Origin of the sequence: Ensifer canadensis (genome assembly GCF_017488845.2) — a bacterium.
In the GTDB taxonomy this organism is placed as follows: Bacteria; Pseudomonadota; Alphaproteobacteria; order Rhizobiales; family Rhizobiaceae; genus Ensifer; species Ensifer canadensis.
This window is the reverse complement of sequence record NZ_CP083375.1, coordinates 78074-102034: the sequence shown is the minus strand read 5'-3', so window position 1 is coordinate 102034 and position 23961 is coordinate 78074. Positions and strand designations below refer to the sequence as shown.

The window sequence follows — 23961 nt, the reverse complement described above, 5'->3', positions numbered from 1 at the left end:
CGAATGCGCTACGAAGCGCCATCAATCCGAGCATGAAAATCAGGAGAACCATTGCGCGTAATCACCGGACGAGCTGCGTCTCCACGGAAGGGTGTTTCACGTCGATCTTCAGCAGATCGGCGATGACGGAACGGATTTGCGGCCAGGGATACTCATCGCTGATGAGCGAGGGGTGCCACTTGGTGACGACGGCATGGAGCTTCGCGGTTGCGCCGATGATCGACTCCGCTGGCGTATCCCACAGGGTTTCCGCCACCCCCTCCTCTACGGTCGATGCATGCCGTTCTTCTTCGAGGGCCTCGCTGTATCCGACTTGCTTGTCAGCGGCCTGCAAAGCCTCGGGTGCGTCCAGCGGTGAGCCGACCATCGAAAAGAGCTTGGTTTCGAGCCCCTGCTGTCGCAAGCATGATTCGATCACATTTTGCCGGGCCGCACACCATTCGCGCCAGATCGTGAGCGCGAGATCGTCACTGCAAACGTCCAGCGGCGCGGTGAGCGAGGCGGCAAGCTCCGGATATGTGGGTAAAGACGCCGCCACGGACGAATGGAAGTCTCCCCGGGTGACCGGAGGCAAAGTTCTGCTATTGTCGGAATCAGCCATGATCCGAGCTCCCGTAAGCTTGGTTGTGGTGAGGCTGGAGTCGGTGGTCGAAACACCGATTTCAGCCGTTATGGGCGTTTTCATATCATCATGTCGTAAAGTCTTCAATGAGAAATCGAAAAAAATGAATGGAATAACCGGAGCTCAAATTAGGGCGGCGAGGGCGCTGCTTCGATGGACCGCAGAAGATCTCGCGAAGGCTGCAAGTATTGGCGTCACGACGATACGCCGCTCAGAATCGGAAGACGGACAACCATCAATTACAGCAGCAAACCTGAAACTGATCAGGATAACTCTAGAGGATGCCGGCATCGAATTCATCGCACGCAATGGCGGCGGCGTCGGGGTGAGATTCAAGAAGCCGGAATGACGATCAACAGCCTACCTACATTGGAGCAATGCCGTCCGACATCGCCGGAATACGCAGTCGATATATAGCGCGCACTAATCCAGCTGCAGCTTGAAATCTGCCTCGCTCACGTGCATATACATATGGATATGCAAAGGAGGCCAGCATGCCCCATCTCCGCAACCACGAATCCACACCGGCACGAGAAGCCAAGCTCTTCCGCAATAATAAGAGCCAGGCAGTCCGTATCCCTGCTGACTTTGAGTTTTCTGGTGACCGGGTGATGATACATCGCGAGGGAGATCGGCTTATCATCGAGCCGGTGCGCCGGAAGAATCTGCTTGATGTTTTGGCCAGTCTGGAACCGCTCGGACCGGATGATCAGTTTCCTGATATCGATGATACCTTGTTGCCGGTGAAGGAAATTGATCTTTGAGCAAGCTCTACATGCTGGATACCAGTATCGTGTCCGAGCTTGTGCGAAACCCGCACGGCGCTGTCGCAAGACGCATCGCCGAAGTTGGGCCAGATGCAGTTTGCGTCAGCATCATTACGGCCGCAGAGTTGCGTTATGGCAGCGCCAAAAAAGGATCGGCAAAGTTATCGGCGCAGATCGAGGCCATCCTTGGAAGCATACCAGTACTCCCACTCGATGTTCCTGCCGATACCGAGTACGGCGGCATCCGTGCTGAACTGGAGGCCGGTGGCAAGCCCATCGGCCCAAACGACCTGTTCATAGCGGCCCATGCCTATGCGCTAGAGGCAGTGCTGGTAACCGCCAATACTGGAGAGTTTAACCGTGTCCGCTCCCTTCGAGTCGAAAACTGGCTTGAATGAACATCTAGCCCAATAAAGGCAGTTTCCCAAAGGCAGCGCAAGCTTTGGACACGGAGGTTTGGTAAGAACCTCGCCACATGCTTTGATAGCACGGAAGTGAATATTAGGAAATTCTGCCAAGCAGGAAGCTTTAACCTCAGAAGCGAGATCTCGAAGGTGACAGCCGAGAATTTTATTGACCCATTTTGTTGGGTTGATTTTTTTGCAATAAGGCATTAATTGATCCATTAAAAGGAGCAATAATGCGATTAACGCTTCAAATCCATTTTAGTGGTGAGTGGCATCAAGCTGCTACACTCGAGATACGCGACGACGATACTGGCTATCAAGGCGCGTCGATCGTTGACTATGACCTCGACTATTTCATTGCGGCGGCGTCCCAAGAATTCGCGCTAGGCAAAACGGTCTGCGACCTTCGCGCGCTGTCGGTCCGCTATCCGGTGGACCTCGAAAACCGATATGGCCGTCATTGGCCTCCTTTCCTTCTGGATCTGATGCCGCAGGGACATGCAAGGCGGAAGCTTGCTGAACATCTTGGGCTCGTCGAAGCGTCTCGCGCGTCCGATCTTCCTCTGCTTCTTCGATCGGCGACGGGCGGAATCGGCAATGTTCGAATCAGGCAAGCGGCGGACGCGGAAGCAGAGCGTTTGCACGATGTACAGCGCATGGGTGTTACCGAGGCGGATATTCTGGAGCGTTCGGACCGCTTCATGGAAGTCGCCGATCGTTTCGGAATGCTCGCCTCCGGCTCAAGCGGTCTTCAGGGCGAGTGGCCGAAAGTGTCGATGACCCAAGCGAGCGACGGACTATACTACCCTGACAGCTTCGTCGCCGACGACGAGGCAATGCGTCATGTCATCGTCAAACTGGTTCGTAGCACTGAACCAGTTGATCGTCTGATTCTCGAAGGTGAAGCACTCTATTCCCGAATTGCTGAGGCAATCGGCCTGAATGTCAGCGAGGTCTCAACCTATGCGGATGGCGTCCTGATCATCCCTCGTTTCGATCGGAAAAAGGGGAAGAATGGCCAGACGGTACGCCTTGGGCAGGAAAGTCTGGTGTCTGCCATTGGCGTTGCCGATTTCGGCCATATCGGCTCGCACGAAATCTATATCGACGTTCTGAAGCGATATTCGTCCGATCCGTTCGCTGACATAGTCGAATACCTGAAGCGCGACATTGCCAACCTGGCGCTCGGCAATCCCGACAATCATGGCCGGAACTCGGCATTGAGCAAGCATCCTGACGGAAGGATCCGGCTGTCGCCGCTATTCGATTTCGCACCCATGCGACTGGCCAAGGAAGGAATTATTCGTTCCACGCGCTGGGCTTCCATGCGCGATGCAGGCCGCGATCACCTTCCGGATTGGAAACTGATCTGCGCCGAGCTTATGCCCGATCCGGATGAACAGGCGCGCCTCATAACCGCGCTCGGCCAATTTGCCGAACGCTTGAGGCAGGCGCCGCAAATTGCCAAAGACATCGGCGCACCGCCCGAAATTCTCGATCGGGCGATGAGCCGCTGCATTGAGATAGCGGACAGCGTTTCAGTGGCCTGCGCGTGACATCAGAATGGAGCTGATCAAATGGCCCGCTGGAAAAAACCCACGAAAGAAGAAATCCTGGAGCACCGCCGGAATTTGGCCGAGCAGGCGCGTCAGGGTGCGCTGCGCCTGCCGGGCGCTGTGGTGGAGATCCGCAAGAGCTTTGGGATGACACAAGAAGAGTTCTCCAAAACCCTCGGTCTTACGCGGCGGCAAGTCGCCGAAATCGAAGCTGGCACCGCAAACCCGACACTTGAAACACTGGACAAGATCGGCCGCCTGTTCGGATTTGCTGTCGGTTTTGTGCCAAGAACGCCGCGTGAGGACGCCGCGAAATCGCCGTTCAACTGACGACATGCACCGTTTCGTCGCCCACGGCGGCAAACGCAGGGCCGAGTACCCAATCGCCGAGTCTTTAGACAGTATCTACCAAGGTGGTTGGAGATGACAGCCGCTACCAAATTCCAAACCCGATAGAAGCGCGGTAAATGCTCATCCGCGCAGTCGCCGCACCATGATGACGTCCTCGATTCCCCTGTCACCGTCCAGCAGTCCACAGGGGATCCGGCCAACCTCGATAAATCCATGGCGCCGGTAGAAGCGCAAGGCCGCGGGATTTTCGGCGTTGACAGCGAGTTCCAGCTGCAAAACTCCCTCGCCTCTTGCAAAGTCGATCACAGCATCCAGAAGATCTTTGGCAAGACCTGTGCTGCGAAAACATTCGCGCAGATAAACCATCAAAAGGGTGGCGCGATGGGCCATCTTGTGCGGGCGGAAACGCACGAGCCCCATAATGCCAATGGGCTCGCATTTGCTGAACGCGACAAAGACAGGATCATTCAGCCTTCGGCGCCACTCCTCATCAAGGAGGAATTGCCAATCCTCAAATCGGCTCGCGAAGGAAGCCGGTTCACAACGAAGGGCTTCTAGCCGAATGCTCCGGAAAACATCGATCTCGTCAGCGGCAATTCGCCTGATCGATACTCGCTCCACAACCATGATGGACTCCAGAAAAAAGAAACGGGCTCCCACCGGGGAAGGTTGCGGACCCCAACGAACCATTCGCCGCGTGCAGAGGAACCTGTGCGCAGCCCTTCCAGTCCACAGCTCCGCCAGCGGCTGCGAGGACTATGCCCACTGCCACTCCACGGAAGCAGGGTGAATTGCTTGAGCCCTTATTTGCGCCGACAGCTCTGCCCAAATCGGATCGCCGGTGAAACTGGCAAGGTCGCCGGCGGCATCCTCCAAAGAGCAGGCCCCATATCTGGCAGCTATCTGCAGCCCAGATCCGTTTTCTTCGGTCTCCATGAATGGGGAGCCGTTCATTGGGCGCAGGACCCGGTGCCCCCACATTCCAGGTCGCTCGTCAGCACGCAGTGCGTCAATGAGTTCCCGGTCGGTCGAGACATCGAGTGCAGTTGCTGTGAGATACCGTATGAGGGGATAATAGACGGTCTGGCGGCATCCGCCGAGAACGCGAACGCCCGGCAGGATCGATGTCACCAGAAACGTCATGAGCAGATTCGGCACCAAGCTGCGCTGGCGTAGCGCTGCCGCGAGGCTTTCCGGATCGAATCTTACTTCACGGAACGAAGGGTGCCAGCTTGAAAGAACGCCATCATGGAAACGCAAGGGAAATATCCTGCCATCCTGCAGACCCCAGAAAAAATCGGTCGTCTGGCGGACCCATCCCGCCCACGGTCCAGCGTTGAGCTGATCCACCGTCCTCAAAATCCTGTCCGCAAACCGGCCAGGCCCGGCGAGATGGGTCGATAGCCACGATGCCGAATCCTCGAAATGGTCCGCGACGAGATCGGCAACATCGATATCGTCAAATTGCAGCAGCCGGAGAGACGGCGGAAACGACCGTCGCCATAGGACCTGATTGGCAGCTTTGATCGCCTCGGCCCCTGACGGAAATTCGGTGTCCGGCAAAATAGCCTTGAGCTGTGCCGCGGCGGCATTGGCGGATCCGCCGCCATTTTGCCCCGCCAGCGTGAAGCGATAAGGCCCACTGAAGCCACAAACACTGCAAGGATCCATCCGGCTTCGAGACAGGCCGAACACGTTCACAACCTCGCCGCCAAGCGAAAGCCATCCAGGGCCTTTTTTCGCCTTTTCGATGAATTTTACCGTCGAAGAGCTGTAGCAGATGTGCCACCGGCGGGCGTGGGCGGTGAGGCCGAGTGCACTGAACAGGTGCGTGTAGAATGCATCGGGCTCGATCAGCAAATGACAGTGGGGACCGGTTTGGATAACCGGCGAGGCCGCTATTTGCCGGCCTGCATTCTCTGCCTCATCCTGACTGGCCCCTGACCTTAACGCGATCCGAGCGACAAAAGTCCGAAACCGGATCATCGCATCGTCGCGAACCGAACATCGGCCGCGGCGGCCTTCTGCGTAAACCGCAGATGCGTAGTCCTTGAGCGGAAGCGCCCAGAACCTGGCAAGGTCGGGCATCAGAAAAGACAAAGTCCGTCTTACATCCTCCGCAGCACTTTGACCGCCCGTGGCGCTCGACAGCTCTTTGCTCATTTTTGCTATTCTCGCATCAACAACCGACCGGTCAGGTTTCGCGGTCGATCGACTGCGGCGGTCGCCACGCCCAGTCTGACGGGATCGGATTTTTCTCGTCATTCACGAGGATCTGCGGCAGCTGCTCGTGGCAAAATTCTGGCGGTATCGCCGGCTTCACCATGGAAGTGACAAAGTCTCGCAGCGAATTCAAGGAATTGGAGGAGACGATCGTATAGAAATTCCCGCTATTCCACGTGACGACGGCATAGCGGAAGTACGATCGGAGAGCAGATCGCGATGTCTCCAGATCGACCTGGAAATCGAACATCGTATCCAGAACACCACGCTTCTTCTCGACAATCTGCCTCTTGGTAAAAAACCTCGACTTGAACACCTCGTCCTTATGGCGCTCTCGCTCAAGATAGGCTTCCGTGTTTCCGTGGACGAGCTTTTGCACCTGAACCAACACGCCGTTGGAACGGACACGGGGCGCAATGAAGCCAGTTTGATTGTCCCTGTCACGCCCGTACATCTGGAACGTCGTGTCTTCGAGCAGGACATCATATCCGTCCCGGAAAGGCTGAAGAGTTTCATCTTCCGCATAGCGCTCATCGTCGAGTTCGAAGAACGGCCCGTGGTAAAAGTGAGCATCCTCGCTACCTCTCCTGGCGAAAAAGCTGACGCGATTGCCGTCTGTGGGACTGCAATTGAGGGTTTTCAGGCGCCCGTCACCAAGCTTTGCCAGTGTCCTCGCAAGGGTGCCGGCGCCAGCTCCCAGGGTGTAGATCGTCGCAGGACGTCTGCCGCGTGCCCACGTCTTTTCCGCAAACGAGAAGATGGCGGCACCCAGGCGACACTCCTCCTCCAGCCGATAGGGAATACTTGCAAAATAGTGGCTGTCGAAATGTCCCCACAAACGCCGGTGCGTATCCCAGAATGTCATGCAAGCGAGATCGAACGACAGGAGACCCATCTCAGGTTCGGGCCTGCCCAGATCAGGCGCCCCTCCCAGTCCGCTGGCCGTTTGTTCGAAGAAGGTTGCAAACGAATTGAGGCGCGGAGCCTTCCGCCAGGCGCCTATTGTCTTGCTGTCCACCATGGTGCGATCCTCGTTTCAAGCCAAACGATGGGTGCCGCGTGATCCGACTTTCGGATCAGGGCTCACAGCTCCGCCGATTGCCCTTTGCCCAAGGGCATTTTTCGCGACTAACCGTGATTGCGTAGAGTTGATTGCCCAGGAGACTCGATGCAATCTACCGATATCGGGAGATTGACTCGCAACTTTGACTTGTTCAAAGACGTCGTCAAAACGCCGAAAAGGCGTATTTGCGCGGTGTCAGGTCTCGATTATTTCAAGGAAGCTTGCCCTTGCGATAGCCTGATACATCGTCCTGGCATCGAGTTTGCGTTTGGCTAACGTGAGGTAGAGGCGCACGGCATTCTCCGAAATCTGCAGTCTCGCGGCGATGCGCTTCGAAACGAGGCCGCGCGCCAGGAGTTGAAGACATTCCTGTTCTCGCCGGGATAGTTTCCGGTAGCCGCCACCTTGGCGCAGGCCCGACACAGACAGCACTTTCTCGTGCAGATAATGGGAGAGTATCTGAAGGTCGTAGTTACTCGATACACGTAGTTTCCGCCACTCAGGCCCCGGCAGGTTCGACGTCACCGAAAACAGGCTGCGTTCGCCGCCCGGGCCTCTGATCGGAACTGTCAGACCGTGCCGGCCAATGTCGAATGACGACGCCTCCTTGAAAAAACTTCGGGTTCCTGGGGATCTCCGATCGAGATTTGACCAATCTGCGGGCAGAAAGCCGGTGCGGCTGAGTTCCATGACAGGGTCGATTTCGAAATAGTTTTTTCGAAGATAAAGGGATGTCCATTCCTCCGGATATGTCGTGCAATAGAAGGGATAGGCGTCCGCCCGATTTGCTGGCCGGACCACCAAGAAGACCAGATGAGCAAAATGGTATCGCTCTCGAATATCGGCGATAGCGACATTCAAATCCGCTCTGCTGCTTACCCTTCGCAATATCGCCAGCGACCATGACAATGGCGACGGTTGTCGATTTTCCATTGGTTTCCTTTCGAGAAGCGCGACGGGTCTACGGTTTCCGCATACCGAGGGATCTGCCGCATCGTTCGGTGTGTACGTGTTCACCATTGGATGATCGCCGTTTGAATTGTGACGCGGCGAAAATCCGGTCTATCTCGAGCCTCCGATTCCGGAGAGATCGATGCGCATTCCTGCCCTGTTTGGATCGCTTGCACCGTCGGCTTTCGAATCGTCCGGGCCTCCTCGGTCCTGTGGCTTCGCACTAGCATCCGCAGCCGGCTCGATGCTCGGGTCGTCTTGCCTTGGCTCGGCGAGTTTTACGTTGCCAGGATCGGGGGCCGTGAACACGGCCTTTCCCTCGAAATATCCGCTCTGCCAGGAAATGATGGCGTCCTCGAAGGCTTCGTCGACGGCATTGCCGTACCACTTGGTGACGATCCGGTAGACCTTTCCGAACAGCACCGTTCCCATGCGGATATTCTTGCAAGCGTCGACAAGATCCGGTTTCAACTCCCAGACATCCTTGATCCCCAGACCGGCCGGATATTGCGTGATTCCCACACGTACGACAGCCTGTCCGACATACTCGCCGATCAGTGCCATCGCCTGCTCGGGTGTTTTCGCCTGAGGCACGAGGATGATCCGGTTGCCCGAGCGAACCGTCACGGCAAGCGGATCGTCGGATCCGGCTTGCGCGATGAACTTTTCGACGATGGCAGGCTTTAGACCCGGATCGGCGCATTGCCGGATAAGAGCGGCATCGACCATAGTTGCTATTCCTCTGCTTGGGAGTTGAAGGCGGTGACGAGGGGCAAGTCGAACAGCCGGGCCCAGGCGCTAGTGCTGGCGTTCTGGATCGCGATGATCGAGGTACCCGATGTCCACCAGCCATTGCCGGCGGCGACAATCATGTCCGGCTTGTGCAGCATCGACTGTAGGACAGGCCAGACGATGAGTTGCTCGTAGCAGATCAGCGGCGCGATCCTCTGGCCACCGAGCTCGACGACGGGGTTGGTGAAAAAGTGAGCGTGTGCGCCGCCGCGCTGACCCAGCCAGGCCCGCCACGGCTGCCACATTGAAACAGGGACCGGCATGCGCTCGCGATAGAGGATACGGGCCTCAGCTTCCGAGATAGCCACCATGACATTGTCGTAGCCGGCAGCATCGATGACCGCCGCACCTGCGATCACGGTGACGCCGGATCCTGGCAAATCATGCTGCCAGACGTGTGCAATGGTCGGCGTCCAGAAGCCAAGCGCGCTCTCAGGCAAAACCACGAAACGGGCCTCTTCGCCCTCCGCACGAACGGTTGCAATTAAGTCACGATGATAACGCAGGGCGCCTTCTCGACCGAGATTTTGCCCGAGTGCAAGGTCGACCCCTTTCCAGCTGTCTGGTACCTTTGGCTGCGTCCAGTCCGTGGCGGACCTGGCGTATAGTCCCAACAGGACTGCGACCGCGATTTGCCACCGTCGACCGGTCATGACGACCAACAGGATCGCGGTCGCTCCAAGACCAAACCATCCCCAACCCGGGAACAGGACTCCAGCCGCGGTTAGCGGATGCGCCCAGCCGGCAATCCCGAAGGGCGGCACACCCATCAGAACCATGGCGAGCAAATACCGCACGCCCCTTCTCTTTTCCGGCTGCCCTGTCCAGAGCACGGCATGCACGAGGGAAAAGCCCGCAGACGCCATCGCCCAAAGCAGGAGGCCCGGCCAGAGATCGGCGGCGTAGAAGTTTGCGACACCCATCGGCAAGCCGCGGGAAGCGGCGAGGAAATAGCTCGCTGACACGGCAGCCGCGACCAGCCGTGCTGACGACTTCGCCCACAACAATGGAAAGAACATAGCGACCGGGAGGGTCGTCATGTTTCCGCTCCAGGCAACCGTGCCCACCCCGATCGACACACCAATCAAGATAGGTCCGTGCAAGCTGTTAGGGATTGAAGGTGAGGATCGGCTTGGCAAGTCCGAGGAGCCCGCTGTCGGGGATCGGTCCAAAATATCTGGAGTCATAGGAGCTCGCAAAGGATGAGTGGAGAAACACGTGACCCGGCGGCACGATGCCCCCGGAATAGGGGATGATCGGACGGCCCTGCCCGTCGCTCTCGCGGATGCGGGACGCGTCGAGAACAGCGCCGTCGATCTTGACGATGTCGCCGATGGCGACGTGCTGGCCGGGAAGCGCTACGACGGTCTTGATGAGGGGCGCAAAACCGCCCGCGCACAGTCCGCGCCGGAGATAACCGCGCTGCCATGCCTCCTGGATCGGCGGCGTAGGCGGAGGGCAGATGAACGCAAGATCCCCGACGAGGGGGGCTCGGCTCAAAGGCTCGATGCGCCAGATTCCAATTGGTTCGCTCGGCGTCAGGTTCAGCCTGATGCCGCCGACAAGACCGATCCCTTCAAGAGCCACCATGAGGCTCCCGGTGAGGGTGACGAAGACGACCGCACCTCGCCTGCTCATTGCTTGATCATCGGCGTCTGACGCTGAGCGAGCTTAAGATCTTCAACCTGCTTCAGCGTTACCACTGTGCGTTCATGGGCCGACAGCTGCTGAGCCGTCCGCATGACCGGCCAGGCTTCCTTCAGCCGCTCCTTTTCCTGAGGCGCCAACCCCTCCGAGAGCTTGTCGAACAGCTGACCTTGCGGGTCTCGCGCGGCATTACTCAGCAGCGTCCGCTCGCCGAACCGCTCGGTCACCGCCTTGCCAAAACCATCGATCTCGGCCTTGGTTTCGCGATTGCTGAGTGCGTATGCCATCGCGGTGGGAAGATCACTGCGGTCAATCGCGTCGCGTACCCGTTCCAACACACTTTGTGCAGCAGGTGATAGCGCCGGGATGTCGATCGAGACGCGCAGACGCTGCGTCTTCTCCTCACTTTCGAGCCGCTGCACGGCGACCTCGCGGATGCGAAGGTAGGTTTCGATGTCGCGCCTCAGCGCGGGTACGTTGACCTCGGCGACGCGTCGGGCTTCGCGGTCAGACTTGCTGGCGAGGACGCCGGTCTTGCCCTTGAGCGGGCCGATCGACGACGGATCCGCGGCAAGCTTGTTCAGCGTCTGCGACGCAACTTGGCTGTCGGCAAGGACCGCGTCGAAGTTCATGGTACGGAAGGCGGTCTCCGGATCGGCGAACACATAGCGAAAACGTGTCGAGACCTCGTCCCATTGCTTCTTCACAGCGGGATCGTCCGCAACCTTCCGACCGACGACATCGCTCAACAGTACCGGGAACAGTTTCACGCCTGACACCATCGGGCGGGTCTCCTTTGTCGTTTGGGTTTTTAGAGTTTGCAAAAGGCCGAGACGCTCGCCGGCAGCTCGAAGGCGAACAGCAAGATCGGCAAGTTTCGAGCTCTGGCGCAGCGTCCAGTCGAGCCGGTCGCGTAGCAGGGTCCGGGCGACCTGGACGATGTGCAGGCCGCGGTTCTCGGCAAAAGCGAGCGCCGGGCGATAGAGGTTGCCGCGCTCGTAGTCGAGCGTGGTCTCCTTGGCATTCCTGCGCGACAGGATTTGCGTCAGCCCGCCTGCCTTGGAGAACGAACGGCGGCCATAATAGAGTGCCAAGTCCTCACGATGGCGAGTCATCGCGACATAGGTCAGATGGCGATCGAGCGAGAGTGACGCGAGTACCTTCACCCTGTCGACGGTGGCGCCCTGGCTTTTGTGGACCGTGGTCGCATAGCCATGATCGAGGTTGTTGTAGAAGCGCTGCTCGACCGACACCTGGCGACGCTGATCGCCCTCGCCGATCACGACAGAAATCCGGTTCGGCGCTGCCTCGACGACACGGCCGATCATACCGTTCTTGACGCCGAGCGAACCTTCATTCTTGAGGAAGACGATCTGGTCGCCAGCGTCGAAATGGCGGATACCGTCGGCGGTCCTGAAGCTATGCCCCTCACCGAGAATGCCGCGCTCGACCAGCTTCTCACGCGCCATGACATTGAGCATTCGAACGTCGCGCCGAAGATGCGCCAGCATCAGCATGGATTTTGACGGATCGTAGTCGCGGTTCCAGTCGGCGACCAGGTGTTCGACGGCCTGAGCCTTCAGCTCCGCGCCAAGCACCTTGCCCTCTGAGCGATAGGCGATGAGCGCCTCGCCAACGCGGCCGCGTGCCAGATCGAGCGAGGCTTTGCGCATCCAGTCCTCTCGCTGGCGATAGATGGTTTCGAGTTCGGCATAACCGACACGATCGGCGATAGCGCGAAACGCGGCACCCGCTTCAATCGGCTGAAGCTGCTCGGGATCGCCGACAAGCACGAGCTTGGCTCCGGACTTGACCGCGGCCTCCACAAAGCCGGCCATTTGCCTGGACGAGACCATTCCGGCCTCATCCATGACGAAGACGGTGTTTGCGTCGAGCGTGTCGCGGTCCTTCTTCCAGCGCAGCTCCCATGACGCGAGCGTGCGGCTTTGGATCCCTGCTTCCTTTTCCAGACCCTCTGCCGCCTTGCCGGCAAGAGCGCCACCGACGACCCGGTAACCGGCGAGTTCCCAGGCTTCTCGCGCAGCCTTCATCATCGAGGTCTTGCCCGCACCAGCGCGACCGACGACGGCGGCGACGCGCGCGGAACCGGCGACGTGCTCAATTGCTACTCGCTGTTCAGCCGACAGGCGGGCATGGCGCGCGAACGTCGCTTCCAGCACCGTCTTGGAAACACCATGCGTTTTCCGCTCGGAGAGCCAGAGCGAGCGCCGTGCCATCTCCGCTTCGAGCCGGATCAGCTCTCGCGTCGTGTACCGCGCCGGCAGCCTCTGGCCGGTCGCGAACTCGATCGTGTCGCGCTGCAGACGTAGGATTTCCGGGCTTTGGAGAATGCGCGCCAGAAGCTGCTGGAAAATGCCCTGATCATCGATATAGCGATGCAGCACCTTGGCCACGTCGCGTTCATCGAAGACGCTCTTCTCACGGGAGACGAGATCGAGCACGATCTCCGGGCGCGCCTGAATGCGCCGCACGTTCTCGGTCTTGCGCGCCTCCTGCAGGTCGAGCCGCTCGAGCGAAGGACGCTCCCCTTCCACCACGGCTTTCCGCTCGATCGCCTTGGCGCCAACGCCGAGATGGATGGTCGGCCGGAGCTCGATACCCTGCTTCTCATAGGACCGGCCGTCGACCTGTAGCGCGACCCCGTTCAGCGTCAGATGATGGTTCTGACGTTCGAACCAGGCGTCGCGAAACGCATTGAAGTCCTTGTTGCCGCCAGCCCATAGCTCGTAGACGATTTTGCCGGCGGTGTTTCGAAGCGGCTGCCCGTCCTCGCCGATGACCGCAACCTTCTTCGGCCCAAAACCTTCCTCGGTCAGCGGCCGCAGCGTCGTCATCAGATGGATGTGCGGGTTGCCCGGATTGTCGTGGTAGACCCAGTCAGCGGCCATGCCTTGCGACAGGATGTGCTTTTCAACAAAGTCCCGGACGAGCGCGACGTTCTGTTTGGGCTTGAGTTCAAGCGGCAGAGCAATGGTCACCTCCTTGGCAAGCTGGGCATCGATCCGCTTCTCGAAGGCCTCCACCTTGTTCCAAAACGCCTCAGAAGCTCCGGACACCGAACTGTCGGCGATCAGCTTCCGTGCCCATTGCGGCGCATCCGCAGGAAGCACGAACTCCTCGTGCAGCAAGCCCTCCTTCCGGGAGTAGTCGATGGTGCGGGCTTCACGCTCATAGTCCATCTTCGCGCAGTGCCGATAAGCCGCCGACAGCACTGCGCTGCGGCCGTCGCCACGGCTGACGATGTTGACTGAGAAGTGGGCGATGGCCACGGCGATAAAACTCCCGGATATGAACCTCGTTCGTCGGGAGCGGCGGGCCGTCTGAGGCCTCTGAGCACGCGTCGCATCAGCGACGTATAATTGCGCCCTTGGATCCGCTCCTTCGGAACGGCGGGATCATCTTCCAAAGTGTCGGCTTTGCCGACGTGCAAATCTGCACATTCCCTAGAACGTGCGTTTGCAGGATTCTCGGCAGCGAGACACACGCCGCAAAGAGTCCAAGGGAAGACAACCGGAATGAAGAAACCCTCATCGAAAATCCGTGAAGAAATCGCCCGGCTGCAGGACCAGCTGAAGCAGGCCGAAACCCGAGAGGCCGAACGAATTGGCCGGATCGCGCTAAAGGCAGGCATTGGCGACATCGACACTGACGAGGCCGCACTTCAGGTGGCGTTCGAGGACATTGCCGCGCGGTTTCGAGGAGACAAGAGACATGCAAAGGCTAAGAAAAATCCCGGAGACGACAGCGCGACCAGCGAAACCTCGACAGCACTCGCATCTGGCGCGGCTGCGGGCAACGATAGCGAGGCTTGAGCGGATGCGCCGGAGCTCATCGACCGACATCCGCAGACAAGACACGCGCGAGAAGATCGAACTGGGCGGCCTGATCGTCAAGGCCGGCCTGCGCTACGAGAAGCGGGCGCTGCTGCTCGGCTTGCTGATCGACGCAGGTCTTCGCATCCAGGCGGACGATGCCGAGCGGGTGCGCCTGACCGCCATCGGCGCGGGAGCCTTTGGTCGTGACGGTGAATAGGCTTCTCCTCACCCTCTTGCCGGTGACCATCATGGTCGCAGTAATCGTCCTCATGTCGGGCGTTGAGCTTTGGCTGGCTGCGTTCGGCAAGACGGCGCAGGCAAAGCTGATGCTCGGGCGCATCGGCCTCGCCTTGCCCTATGTGACGGCGGCAGCGATCGGCGTGATCTTCCTGTTTGCCGCCAATGGTGCGGAGAACATCAAGGCGGCGGGATGGGGCGTTGTCATCGGATGCGTTGCGACGATCTTGATCGCGGTCCTTCACGAGGCGACCCGCCTTGCTAACATCGCTGACATTGTCCCATCGGACCAATCTGTCCTCGCCTATGCAGATCCGGCTACGATGCTCGGCGCGGCCACCGTATTCCTCGCCGGCGTCTTTGCGATGCGCGTCGTGCTTCGCGGCAATGCCGCATTTGCGGATGCGGCTCCCCGTCGCATTCGCGGCAAGCGCGCAGTCCATGGCGAGGCCGACTGGATGAGCATGGTCGAGTCTGAAAAGCTCTTTCCGGATGCGGGTGGCATCGTCATCGGTGAGCGCTACCGAGTCGATCGGGAGAGCGTCTCGCGCGTCGCGTTTCGGGCGGATAGAAGAGAGACATGGGGTGCTGGCGGCAAGACCCCTCTACTTTGCTTCGATGGTTCGTTCGGCTCATCGCACGGCATCGTCTTTGCCGGCTCCGGCGGTTATAAAACGACATCGGTGACAATCCCGACCGCGCTCAAATGGGGCGGCGGGCTCGTCGTGCTCGATCCGTCGAGCGAGGTCGCGCCGATGGTCGTCGATCACAGGAGAAGGGCCGGCCGCAAGGTAATCGTGCTCGACGCCGCCGATCCTACAACTGGATTTAACGCACTCGACTGGATCGGCCGCTTCGGGGCTACCCGGGAGGAGGACATCGTCGCTGTCGCGACATGGATCATGACCGACAACGCACGCGCCGCCTCGGCGCGCGACGACTTCTTCCGTGCGTCCGCCATGCAGCTTCTGACCGCGCTGATCGCCGACGTTTGCCTGTCCGGGCATACGGACGCAACGGATCAGACGCTACGCCGTGTCCGGGCCAATCTCTCCGAACCTGAGCCAAAACTTAGAGAACGGCTGACGCGGATCTACGAGCAATCGGAGTCCACCTTCGTACGCGAGAACGTCGCCGTATTTGTCAACATGACGCCGGAGACATTCAGCGGCGTTTACGCCAATGCCGTAAAGGAGACGCACTGGCTCTCCTATCCGAATTATGCCGCCCTCGTCTCGGGCGACAGCTTCTCGACCGACGAACTGGCGACCGGCGTCACGGACATCTTCATCGCCCTGGACCTGAAGGTTCTGGAGTCGCATCCGGGACTGGCAAGGGTGGTCATCGGCTCCCTCCTCAATGCGATCTATAATCGCAATGGCGAGGTAGCGGGGCGAACGCTGTTCCTGCTCGATGAGGTGGCGCGCCTCGGCTATCTGCGCATCCTCGAAACTGCCCGCGACGCTGGGAGAAAATATGGCATCAGCCTGGCGCTGATCTTCCAGTCGCTCGGCCAGATGCGTGAGGCCTATGGTGGTCGCGACGCAACGAGCAAATGGTTCGAGTCCGCGTCGTGGATCTCGTTTGCGGCGATCAACGACCCCGAGACCGCCGAGTATATCTCGAAGCGCTGCGGCGACACGACGGTCGAGGTCGACCAGACGAACCGCTCTTCCGGAATGAAGGGATCGTCGCGCTCGCGGTCGAAGCAACTCACGCGCCGTCCGCTGATCCTGCCGCATGAGGTGATGCGCATGCGTGGCGACGAGCAGATCGTCTTCACCGCTGGCAACGCGCCGCTGAGATGTGGCCGCGCGATCTGGTTCCGGCGCGCCGACATGATATCGATCGTCGGCGTGAACAGGTTCCATCGAACAGCGCCCGAACGCGAAGCTGTCTCGAAGGCGGAGACGCCATTGACACCGTTACGCAAATGAGAGGAAATCGGCCATGCAACATTGGAAAAAGACCTGGTACCCACTGCTCGGACCGTTGATGATCTGGGTCGTATTCATCATCGCCGTGCCATTTCTCGGAATGGGCGTGATCGTTTCTCTCGGCGTCTTGACGCCGCTTGGCGATACGATCGTGAAAACCGTCGCCATGTTCTGCGCTCTGATACTTGCACCGCTTGCGGCCGTTTTCGAGATCGCACCGCCCTTTGTTACCAGGGAGGAGGTGCGCTGGCGCAACAGCAACAGCGAGCACCTCTTCGAGCGCGATGTGGTCTGGGAGGATGTTCCGTTTCTGCCACCTGTCCTGAACCGGATCCGGTCGACAACTGGAAAACGAAAGCCGCGGGAGGAGAAGGAAAGCGCGACGGCCAGCGATACAAAGCCGTCCACTGCGTAATAACGATGCGTGGAGCGTCTACCCTGAAATGTATCTGGGGTGCGAGTAGAACCGTCCCCCGAAGTGGGCTCGCCTAACCTTTTCCTTCCGGAAAAAGATAGCTTGCAAAGCGCGGAACCCGATCGCAATTCTCATCCGCCTAAGTGCTCGTTGTCCTGATCGTAGCGGGCATTGATGTCACCGGTCACGACCTGGTCGTGGATCATTTTGCGCTGGCGTGGAACGCACCGGCAGCCAAAGGGCGCTTCGGTTGGAAAACGGCGCGACGTGAAACAAGCAAGGGCGACCCGAAGAGGATGAAGAGCATCGGAGAAATCAGCATGCGCCGGCCACAGGCCGGGATTTCGGGAATTCTCGACGCGCAAGGAGTGGAACAAGGACAGCCGCAGGAGCTTCAACATAGTGGCCCGAAGGGGAAGCGGGACCGACTGCCCCGCTCTTTGCGTTCCGTTTTTATCGGCCGCGCAGTCCTTGACGCCGAAGTGGCGGATGGGCGCGACGAAGACATACCCGTTACTTTGCCGTGCCAATTCGGGCGACGAGGCTACTCGTCCTCATCACCACCCAGCAGCCCATCATAGACTTCCAGGAGTGCATTGGTGATCGTCTGCCCAAGTGCGTTCCCAGCGACGCGAAGCTCTTCCTCCGTGCCGTCCCGCGCTGCTCTGGCCAGCTCGAACCCCTGATCGCTGACGATCTGCTTGGCGGCTTCAATCGCCCAAAGCCCGAAGTCACCGCGATTATCGATCTTGATTGCGTCGTCCATTATGCTCTGCCCATTGTTGGAATGCGGCTTCTATCGCGACTGCTCGCGGATCGCCAGCACTCATCAACGTCGTGAATCAGAACCCTCGCATCGATTCAAAACTGTCGTTGGACGAGAGCGGACGCCTTCGTCATGTTTTCACCATGGCACTCTACAATTTCAGGCTTTATTGCCAGCGCATCGACGCAACGAAAAACATGGCGCGCTATTATGCGCTGTCGTTGCAGCCCACCCTGTTCGGCGAGATGGCCGTGGTTCGCTGTTGGGGACGGATTGGAAGGCGTGGCGGAGAGAAGTGCGAGGTGTTCGCCACGGAGAGGGACGCTGCGCGGCATTTCCTGGAACTGGCACGGATAAAGCGGGGTAAGGGCTACCGACCGGTCGGAAACTGTGGAAATCCCGGCAATTCCACGCCACATGCCGCACCGCCTCAATGACAGCACGCCAATCCGCTGTCAGGGATTCCGTATCAACAAGGATGCGGAGACGTAAAATGACGACCACGAATGAAATCGCCGACAAGATCGCCGGCGAACACAGCCTGACCAAGGCACAGGGCAAGGCCATCGTCGAAGCGGTAATTGCCTCGATCACTCAAGCCGCGATTACCGGCAACGAAACGAGCCTGCCGGGCTTCGGGAAGTTCAAGGTCAAAGCGACACCGGAGCGCGAAGGCCGCAACCCGTCCACCGGCGCGACCGTGAAAATCGCGGCTTCGAAGAAGCTGACCTTTGCGCCTGCAAAGGCGCTCAAGGATGCACTGAACAAGTGATCTAACGACTTGGGAGAGCCCCGCCTTTCGGCGGGGCCTTCGTTGCTATCAGTCCCGGTTCGACCGGGACCAGATGAGGGAGAGGCCTTCCTCCCCTTCGACCTCGATCAGCGTTGCGTAGATCGGAGCCGGGAAGCTCGGGTCGTCGAGCTTGACCGAGAGGTAGTCGCGGCCTTCGTTCGAGGTCTTCTTCCAGGCTGCGCCGAATTCGACCGTTGCTCCGGCGAGGATGCGGTAGTCCGGGCCTTTCTCGGAAGTGCGCTCAACTGTGCGAATGGTTGCCTTGACGTTGAGGTTGAGGGTCTTGATGGTGCCGGAGAAGCCGTTGCCGGAAGCGGTGAAAGAGCCGATGGTTGCCATTGTCGTATTCCTTTTCGGTTGTTCGGGCCGCATCCATCGCGGCCTCGATGGCAGTCGATCAGACCGGGGACGATCGGCCTGCACCTGAAAGGCCGCAACGCAGTGGAGGACGGCCAAAGGAGAGGCTTTCTTGGTCATCGCGAGGAATGGGCGCTTCCGCGCACAGGGGAAGAAAACGATCCGGCCGTTGCCGATGCCGATCGAGCCGAGCATCGCGAGGCGGTCTTCGGTCAGACATGCCCCATCGAGACCGCAGTGGACGTGCCGGAAACAGGGGGCGAAAGGACATGGCAATGGCGGTCTTGCACGGTTGAACAACCGCTTCGATACCGATGCGCCGGCCGGCCCCTCACACTGGTATCAACTCAGGCCGTACCAAGTTCCGCGACCTGCTCCGTGCAGGATCAGATGTCCCTCATCGGTCAACGCGCGTAGATGATCCTTGACGGTATTCCGGCTTGCGCCCGTGGCCTTGGCCGCGTCCATCACGGTTACTCTGCCGCGCTCGCGCGCCAGCTCGAGGATCGACACCGACAACTCCGGAAGGTCGCCCAGAAGGATGCGTTCACGCTCCATTTTCCGATCGAGGCGCTGCTTTTGACGCTGCAGGCTTCGCAGGAAGAACTCGACCCAAGGGTTCCAGTCCTGCCGATCCGTGCGGATCGTGCCCTGTGTGCGACGAAGCGCGAGGTAGTAGGCCTCCTTGTTCTGCTCGACGATGCTTTCGAGCGAGCTGTAAGGCACGTAGGCATAACCAGCCCGAAGCAACAACAGCGTGGTCAGTGCCCGCGACAGCCGGCCGTTGCCATCCTGGAAAGGATGGATTTCCAGAAAGACCACGACGAAGACGGCGACAATCAGCAGAGGGTGGAACGTCCCATCCGCCTCCTGAGCCCGCTGCCAGGCCACCAGTTCCGCCATTCGGCCCGGCGTATCGAACGGAGAGGCTGTCGCAAAGACCACGCCAAGGCTCACACCGTTCTCGTCGAAAGCCTCGACATTGTTGGCAAGGGTCTTCCAGCCCCCCCGGTGTCGCTCATCTTTCGTTGAGTGGGCGAGCAGATCCCGATGAAGCTGGCGTATGTGATTTTCGTTGAGGGGGATTGCGTCAAAGGCGGAGAAGATTGTCTCCATCACCTCGGCATAGCCTGCGACTTCCTGTTCGTCGCGGCTGGAAAAAGAGCCGATCCGGAGGTTTACGAGCAGCCTCTCGACCTCCCGGTCAGTTAGCTTTGCCCCCTCGATGCGGGTCGACGATCCAATGCTCTCGATTGTCGCGACCCGACGCAGGCTTGACAGGCGATCAGGCGCAATGCGGCCAAGGGCGCGCCATGCGCCTTTGAACTCGTCAATCTCTGCGATCAGTGAAAGGATCTCGGGTGTAATCCGCAATGTTGAAAGATCGAGGGGCGTCATCCGTTATCCCATCCGTTTCCATCCGAATGGTTATGACACGGCGAGATCCATTTTTCCATCCATTTTCATCCGATAGTGGATATGGATGAGTTAAAGGTAGGGAAGGAGGCCCCGCGTTTCGGCGGGGCCATCGTTGCTATCAGTCCCGGTTCGAGCGGGACCAGATGAGGGAGAGGCCGTCCTCGCCTTCGACCTCGATCAGGGTTGCGTAGATCGGAGCCGGGAAGCTCGGGTCGTCGAGCTTGACCGAGAGGTAGTCGCGGCCTTCGTTCGAGGTCTTCTTCCAGGCTGCGCCGAATTCGACCGTTGCTCCAGCGAGGATGCGGTAGTCAGGACCCTTTTCGGAGGTGCGCTCCACCGCGCGGATGGTTGCCTTGACGTTGAGGTTGAGGGTCTTGATGGTGCCGGAGAAGCGATTGCCGGAAGCGGTGAAAGAGCCGATAGTTGCCATTGTCGTAATCCTTTTCAGTTGTTCGGGCCGCGTCCATCGCGGCCTCGATGGATGTCGACAAGACCGAAGACGATCGGCCCGCACCTGAAAGGCCGAAACGTCAGTGGAGGACGGCAAAAGGAGAGGCTTTCTTGGTCATCGCGAGGAATGGGCGCTTGCGCACAGGGGAAGAAAACGATCCGGCCGTTGCGGATGCCGATCGAGCCGAGCATCGCAAGGCGGTCTTCGGTCAGACATGCCCCATCGAGACCGCAATGGACGTGCCGGCTGACAGATCAAGGGGTACGACTATGGCATCATCGGGAGGTGCCGAATGGGAGCGGGTTGCATAGTGCCCACAACTCCCAATCGAATAATCGAAGCGAACGCCCACATGTGAGAGATTGCCGGAACGGGCATTATGCCTCCTCGCTTATGCTCAGACGAGTTCGCCAAGGTGGTGTCTGACCCATTTCGCCTCCTCTGACGCTGTGCGACCGAAATGTCGTTTGAAGTCCCGGCTAAATTGGGCTGGGCTGGCGTAGCCGACTGAAACAGCGACCTCTGCGATTGTGGATCTCTGACGGGCGATCACCAATCTGGCTTCGTGGAGCCGCATTGCTTTGATGTATTGCATCGGACTGGTGCCTGTTAGGTCTTTGAAATGGACGTGGTATGAGGGAACGCTCATGCCAACCTTCCTTGCAAGATCGGCGATGGAAATTTCAGAGCCGTAATTGTTCCGCAACCAAGCCAAACTCTGGATGATTTTCCCGGATGTCCCCTTCGTCTGGAGCGCGGCTATCATTGCGCCGCCCTGCGGACCGACCAGAACGCGGTAGTGCAGTTCGAGCAGAATGGCGGCCCCGATAACAGCACTCTCGACAGGACTTCGCAGTGCTTTTAGGAGGCGCAACAAGACATCCTCGATGTCGTCAGCCATCTTGCTCGACACTAGACCCCGTGGCTTGTCGTCCGTCAGTTCGGCGTGCTGCTCCATCTGCAAGGCAATCTCTGCTGCAAGTTGCATGTCGAATTCGAGGTAAACGGCAAGCAAAGGCCGCTCTGGACTGGCGATCGATTCCATTCGGAATGGAACGGGCACCGAAACAGCCAAATAGTGGTCTTCATCGTAACGGAAAATTTCTCCGTCCAGCATGCCTTGCTTACTTCCCTGCAGGACAAACACTGCGCCCGGTTTGTAGAGGACCGGAATATCGTGAAGTACTGCCTCGGTACGCAGAATGCGCACGGGATCAAGTGCCGTCGGATTGTACCCGTGACGGGGGGCGAGACCATCGGCCAACTTGACCAGGGAGGTTCGCCCTGACTGGCGATCTCCATATCTCATAGGATTTGGCAAGGAACTCATCGAATTCGCGATTTTTTCATCAGGTGATGCATATTATCTGTCAAACGTATCCTCAATCAAGGGCGTTTGCACATCATGTCAAAAAAGACCTTTTTCATCACCGGCGCAAATTCAGGTTTCGGCCTGGCCATCGCTACGGCTGCCGTCCAGAACGGCCATCAGGTAATCGGCACCGTCCGCTCCGAGGCGTCACGCTTGGCGCTAGCCGCAGCCGTGCCGGCCGCGCACCCCGTGCTATGCGACGTCACGGAGTTCGACCGCATGGCGGACGTCGTCCGGCTTGCGGAAAAGGAACATGGCCCAGTTGATGTGCTGATCAACAATGCAGGTTACGGCCACGAGGGCGTGATCGAAGAATCGCCTCTCGAAGAGATGCGCAGACAGTTCGACGTGAACGTCTTTGGCGCTGTGGCTGTCGCCAAGGCGTTTATTCCCAGCTTCCGCGAACGGCGCCAGGGTTTCATCGTCAATGTCACGTCGATGGGCGGCATGATCACCATGCCCGGTATCGGGTATTACTGTGGCAGCAAGTTTGCGCTGCAAGGCATATCGGAAGTGATGCGTTCAGAAATGGCGCCGTTCGGCGTGCATGTGACGACGTTATGCCCCGGTTCTTTCCGCACAGACTGGGCCGGACGTTCGATGATCCGCACGGAAAGGTCGATCGCGGATTACGATTCCCTTTTTGATCCGGTACGCGAGGCCCGGCAGGCAGTCAGTGGCAAGCAGCTTGGTGATCCAGAGAAACTCGCTGCAGCCGTCTTGATCCTGGTCGAGACCGATAACCCGCCACCGCAGCTTCTCCTTGGCAGCGACGCAATCAAGCATGTATCGGCGAGAATTAAGCGCCTCCAAGAAGAGATCGATGCGTGGACGTCCGTGACGGTATCGACGGACGGCTGACCGGAGAAAGAGGGCGCTCGGACCCTACGGCGCATTTACCCATTTATGATTTTCCTAAATGAGGTCTCAGGCGGGGCCGAAGCCCCGCGATCGTCCTATTCGAATGCTGCCATCTGGGCGGTTGCTGCCTTTTGATCGACGGAGTTGGCGGGCTGTTCGACCGTGCGCTCGTAAGGCTTCCAGGTTTCGCCGGTGATGTCCTCGTAAGCCGAGACGGCACCTTCGGCTGCCATGCGAAGCACGTGGGCCTGCAGGCCCATGTCGGCTGCGAACTCGCGCTTGCGCTGGGCGCGGCTGTCGAAGCCGACCGGGCCGTCGAGGTCCTCGTCGCGAAAATCGTTGGAAAGCTTCGTGGTGAGGTCACGGGCTTCCGTGACCGCGCGGCTGTAGAATTGCCCGGCGCCGTAGGCCGAACCGACAAAGGATCCGACGATGCGCTGCATGTGGATCTGCATCGCCTTCTCGGCGAGGCCATCCCTCAGGGCATCGGCGCTTTCGATCAACTGGCCGCGGTGAAGGTCGCGGATCCCCTCGCTGTCGATGAGGGCAAGGCCGAAGCTTTCGGAGATGCGCAGCGCTTGGGGACTGTCGGGGCAGGCGTGCCTGACCATTTCGAGTGTGGTGGCGCGCTGGGATTTGGCGGGACGGTTTTTCTGGGTGGAGCGGTTGAGCGGTGCCATGATCGGATCCTTTTGAGCGATGTTTCAGCGAAGCCCGGGGTACTGGTTGTCGTCCGGCTCAGCCCCTCGGGTGCGGGCAAAATGACATGGGCGTCAGCGGCCCGGCCCAAGGTCAGGATATTGCCAGGAGGAGCGGGGACGGTTTGCGGATGGTGCGGCCCGCACTTGCGGGCTGCGCCAAACGCGGGCCTGCCTTGCGACGAGGCGATGATCCTGCCGCAACGCGGCGTGGCACACGGCCTTTGACCGGGGCGCGCCCATGTCAGACCGCAGCAAAACCGAGGTGCTGTGCCGGGCGGGCAATCTGGCTTCGACAGCATGATGCAGTCGCCGATCGCAATCCGATCCTGGTGTCGCCACATCACCCACAGAGGATACTGACAATTCCCAATCCCAGCTGCGTTCCAATGCGGGCCGGTTGTTGCCGGTGGCATGATCCGACCTGACCGCGCTTCGAT

The 23961-nt window shown here is 59.3% G+C and carries 28 protein-coding genes; 12 read left to right on the top strand and 16 right to left on the bottom strand.

Translation table 11 applies throughout. From position 1 onward, the window contains the following. Positions 1–61: 61 nt before the first annotated feature. Positions 62–601, bottom strand: a complete 540-nt coding sequence (locus tag J3R84_RS38155; protein ID WP_203529523.1) for a hypothetical protein — start codon at positions 599–601, stop codon at positions 62–64. Positions 602–725: 124 nt separating this feature from the next. On the opposite strand from J3R84_RS38155, the gene J3R84_RS38150 reads away from it, so the two are divergent. From J3R84_RS38150 to J3R84_RS38130, 5 genes are all read left to right on the top strand, one after another. Next, on the top strand, positions 726–971 hold the full coding sequence (locus J3R84_RS38150) for a helix-turn-helix transcriptional regulator (RefSeq protein WP_037221867.1): 246 nt from the start codon (positions 726–728) through the stop codon (positions 969–971). 145 nt (positions 972–1116) lie between these two features. After that, a complete protein-coding gene (locus J3R84_RS38145) occupies positions 1117–1386 on the top strand; it encodes an antitoxin (protein WP_203529525.1) in 270 nt (89 codons plus the stop codon). Then, the gene (locus J3R84_RS38140) at positions 1383–1787 is read left to right on the top strand and encodes a type II toxin-antitoxin system VapC family toxin (protein ID WP_203529527.1); all 405 of its coding nucleotides are present in this window, start codon (positions 1383–1385) and stop codon (positions 1785–1787) included. The genes J3R84_RS38145 and J3R84_RS38140 overlap by 4 nt, the downstream gene beginning before the upstream one ends. Before the next feature lie 242 nt (positions 1788–2029). Beyond that, on the top strand, positions 2030–3352 hold the full coding sequence (locus J3R84_RS38135; RefSeq protein ID WP_203529529.1) for a type II toxin-antitoxin system HipA family toxin: 1323 nt from the start codon (positions 2030–2032) through the stop codon (positions 3350–3352). 21 nt (positions 3353–3373) lie between these two features. Further along, positions 3374–3682, top strand: a complete 309-nt coding sequence (locus J3R84_RS38130) for a helix-turn-helix transcriptional regulator (RefSeq protein WP_037197787.1) — start codon at positions 3374–3376, stop codon at positions 3680–3682. Between the two features lie 141 nt (positions 3683–3823). On the opposite strand, the gene J3R84_RS38125 is transcribed toward J3R84_RS38130, so the two are convergent. The 8 genes from J3R84_RS38125 to traA all read right to left on the bottom strand — a co-directional run bounded on the left by J3R84_RS38125 (position 3824) and on the right by traA (position 13669). After that, on the bottom strand, positions 3824–4330 hold the full coding sequence (locus J3R84_RS38125; protein ID WP_203529530.1) for a GNAT family N-acetyltransferase: 507 nt from the start codon (positions 4328–4330) through the stop codon (positions 3824–3826). A 129-nt stretch (positions 4331–4459) separates the two neighbouring features. Beyond that, a complete protein-coding gene (locus J3R84_RS38120; RefSeq protein WP_203529532.1) occupies positions 4460–5866 on the bottom strand; it encodes a hypothetical protein in 1407 nt (468 codons plus the stop codon). A 31-nt stretch (positions 5867–5897) separates the two neighbouring features. Then, entirely contained in the window at positions 5898–6947 is a 1050-nt protein-coding gene (locus J3R84_RS38115) for a class I SAM-dependent methyltransferase (protein WP_203529534.1), read from the bottom strand. A 237-nt stretch (positions 6948–7184) separates the two neighbouring features. Next, positions 7185–7922: a LuxR family transcriptional regulator gene (locus tag J3R84_RS38110; RefSeq protein ID WP_203529536.1), complete on the bottom strand. Its 738-nt coding sequence runs from the start codon at positions 7920–7922 to the stop codon at positions 7185–7187. Between the two features lie 129 nt (positions 7923–8051). Next, positions 8052–8669 (bottom strand): TraH family protein, encoded by a 618-nt coding sequence (locus J3R84_RS38105; RefSeq protein WP_203529538.1) that lies wholly within the window; start codon positions 8667–8669, stop codon positions 8052–8054. A gap of 5 nt (positions 8670–8674) precedes the next feature. After that, positions 8675–9823 carry a conjugal transfer protein TraB gene (locus J3R84_RS38100; RefSeq protein ID WP_225968625.1) on the bottom strand — a complete coding sequence of 383 codons (1149 nt, stop codon included), beginning with the start codon at positions 9821–9823 and terminating at the stop codon, positions 8675–8677. Positions 9824–9839: 16 nt separating this feature from the next. Beyond that, a complete protein-coding gene (gene traF / locus J3R84_RS38095; RefSeq protein ID WP_203529548.1) occupies positions 9840–10370 on the bottom strand; it encodes a conjugative transfer signal peptidase TraF in 531 nt (176 codons plus the stop codon). Further along, a complete protein-coding gene (gene traA, locus J3R84_RS38090) occupies positions 10367–13669 on the bottom strand; it encodes a Ti-type conjugative transfer relaxase TraA (RefSeq protein ID WP_203529550.1) in 3303 nt (1100 codons plus the stop codon). The genes traF and traA overlap by 4 nt, the downstream gene beginning before the upstream one ends. A 246-nt stretch (positions 13670–13915) precedes the next feature. On the opposite strand from traA, the gene traC reads away from it, so the two are divergent. The 4 genes from traC to J3R84_RS38070 are packed head-to-tail and all read left to right on the top strand — an operon-like array spanning position 13916 to position 16804. Next, positions 13916–14212 (top strand): conjugal transfer protein TraC, encoded by a 297-nt coding sequence (traC, locus tag J3R84_RS38085; protein WP_203529552.1) that lies wholly within the window; start codon positions 13916–13918, stop codon positions 14210–14212. Positions 14213–14216: 4 nt separating this feature from the next. Beyond that, a complete protein-coding gene (gene traD / locus J3R84_RS38080; RefSeq protein ID WP_203529554.1) occupies positions 14217–14432 on the top strand; it encodes a type IV conjugative transfer system coupling protein TraD in 216 nt (71 codons plus the stop codon). After that, positions 14419–16389 carry a Ti-type conjugative transfer system protein TraG gene (gene traG / locus J3R84_RS38075; protein ID WP_203529556.1) on the top strand — a complete coding sequence of 657 codons (1971 nt, stop codon included), beginning with the start codon at positions 14419–14421 and terminating at the stop codon, positions 16387–16389. Before traD ends, traG begins: the two co-directional genes overlap by 14 nt. A 13-nt stretch (positions 16390–16402) precedes the next feature. After that, positions 16403–16804, top strand: a complete 402-nt coding sequence (locus tag J3R84_RS38070) for a hypothetical protein (protein WP_203529557.1) — start codon at positions 16403–16405, stop codon at positions 16802–16804. Positions 16805–16935: 131 nt separating this feature from the next. Here the strand turns inward: J3R84_RS38070 and J3R84_RS38065 are convergent, their stop codons facing one another. Together J3R84_RS38065 and J3R84_RS38060 are read right to left on the bottom strand one after the other, a co-directional pair. Then, positions 16936–17205 carry a hypothetical protein gene (locus J3R84_RS38065; protein ID WP_203529559.1) on the bottom strand — a complete coding sequence of 90 codons (270 nt, stop codon included), beginning with the start codon at positions 17203–17205 and terminating at the stop codon, positions 16936–16938. 143 nt (positions 17206–17348) lie between these two features. Further along, the gene (locus tag J3R84_RS38060; RefSeq protein WP_125850948.1) at positions 17349–17570 is read right to left on the bottom strand and encodes a hypothetical protein; all 222 of its coding nucleotides are present in this window, start codon (positions 17568–17570) and stop codon (positions 17349–17351) included. A 143-nt stretch (positions 17571–17713) separates the two neighbouring features. Between J3R84_RS38060 and J3R84_RS38055 the strand changes: the two genes are divergently transcribed. Together J3R84_RS38055 and J3R84_RS38050 are read left to right on the top strand one after the other, a co-directional pair. After that, entirely contained in the window at positions 17714–18007 is a 294-nt protein-coding gene (locus J3R84_RS38055; protein ID WP_125850946.1) for a WGR domain-containing protein, read from the top strand. Positions 18008–18063: 56 nt separating this feature from the next. After that, positions 18064–18342 (top strand): HU family DNA-binding protein, encoded by a 279-nt coding sequence (locus tag J3R84_RS38050; protein ID WP_239637618.1) that lies wholly within the window; start codon positions 18064–18066, stop codon positions 18340–18342. A gap of 48 nt (positions 18343–18390) precedes the next feature. Here J3R84_RS38050 and J3R84_RS38045 read toward each other — a convergent pair whose 3' ends face one another. The 4 genes from J3R84_RS38045 to J3R84_RS38030 form a co-directional block, all read right to left on the bottom strand. Further along, positions 18391–18702 carry a DUF736 domain-containing protein gene (locus tag J3R84_RS38045; RefSeq protein WP_125850942.1) on the bottom strand — a complete coding sequence of 104 codons (312 nt, stop codon included), beginning with the start codon at positions 18700–18702 and terminating at the stop codon, positions 18391–18393. Between the two features lie 360 nt (positions 18703–19062). Next, positions 19063–20118 carry a Fic family protein gene (locus J3R84_RS38040; RefSeq protein ID WP_203529563.1) on the bottom strand — a complete coding sequence of 352 codons (1056 nt, stop codon included), beginning with the start codon at positions 20116–20118 and terminating at the stop codon, positions 19063–19065. 139 nt (positions 20119–20257) lie between these two features. Continuing rightward, positions 20258–20569, bottom strand: coding sequence for a DUF736 domain-containing protein (locus tag J3R84_RS38035; protein ID WP_203529565.1), 312 nt, complete (start codon positions 20567–20569; stop codon positions 20258–20260). Positions 20570–20987: 418 nt separating this feature from the next. Then, complete coding sequence (locus J3R84_RS38030; RefSeq protein ID WP_203529566.1) at positions 20988–21920, bottom strand: AraC family transcriptional regulator; 933 nt, start codon at positions 21918–21920, stop codon at positions 20988–20990. A gap of 75 nt (positions 21921–21995) precedes the next feature. Here J3R84_RS38030 and J3R84_RS38025 point away from each other — a divergent pair, with 75 nt between their 5' ends. Continuing rightward, positions 21996–22823: an oxidoreductase gene (locus J3R84_RS38025; RefSeq protein WP_203529568.1), complete on the top strand. Its 828-nt coding sequence runs from the start codon at positions 21996–21998 to the stop codon at positions 22821–22823. Positions 22824–22918: 95 nt separating this feature from the next. Here the strand turns inward: J3R84_RS38025 and J3R84_RS38020 are convergent, their stop codons facing one another. Beyond that, entirely contained in the window at positions 22919–23503 is a 585-nt protein-coding gene (locus J3R84_RS38020) for a hypothetical protein (RefSeq protein ID WP_203529570.1), read from the bottom strand. Positions 23504–23961: the final 458 nt, after the last annotated feature.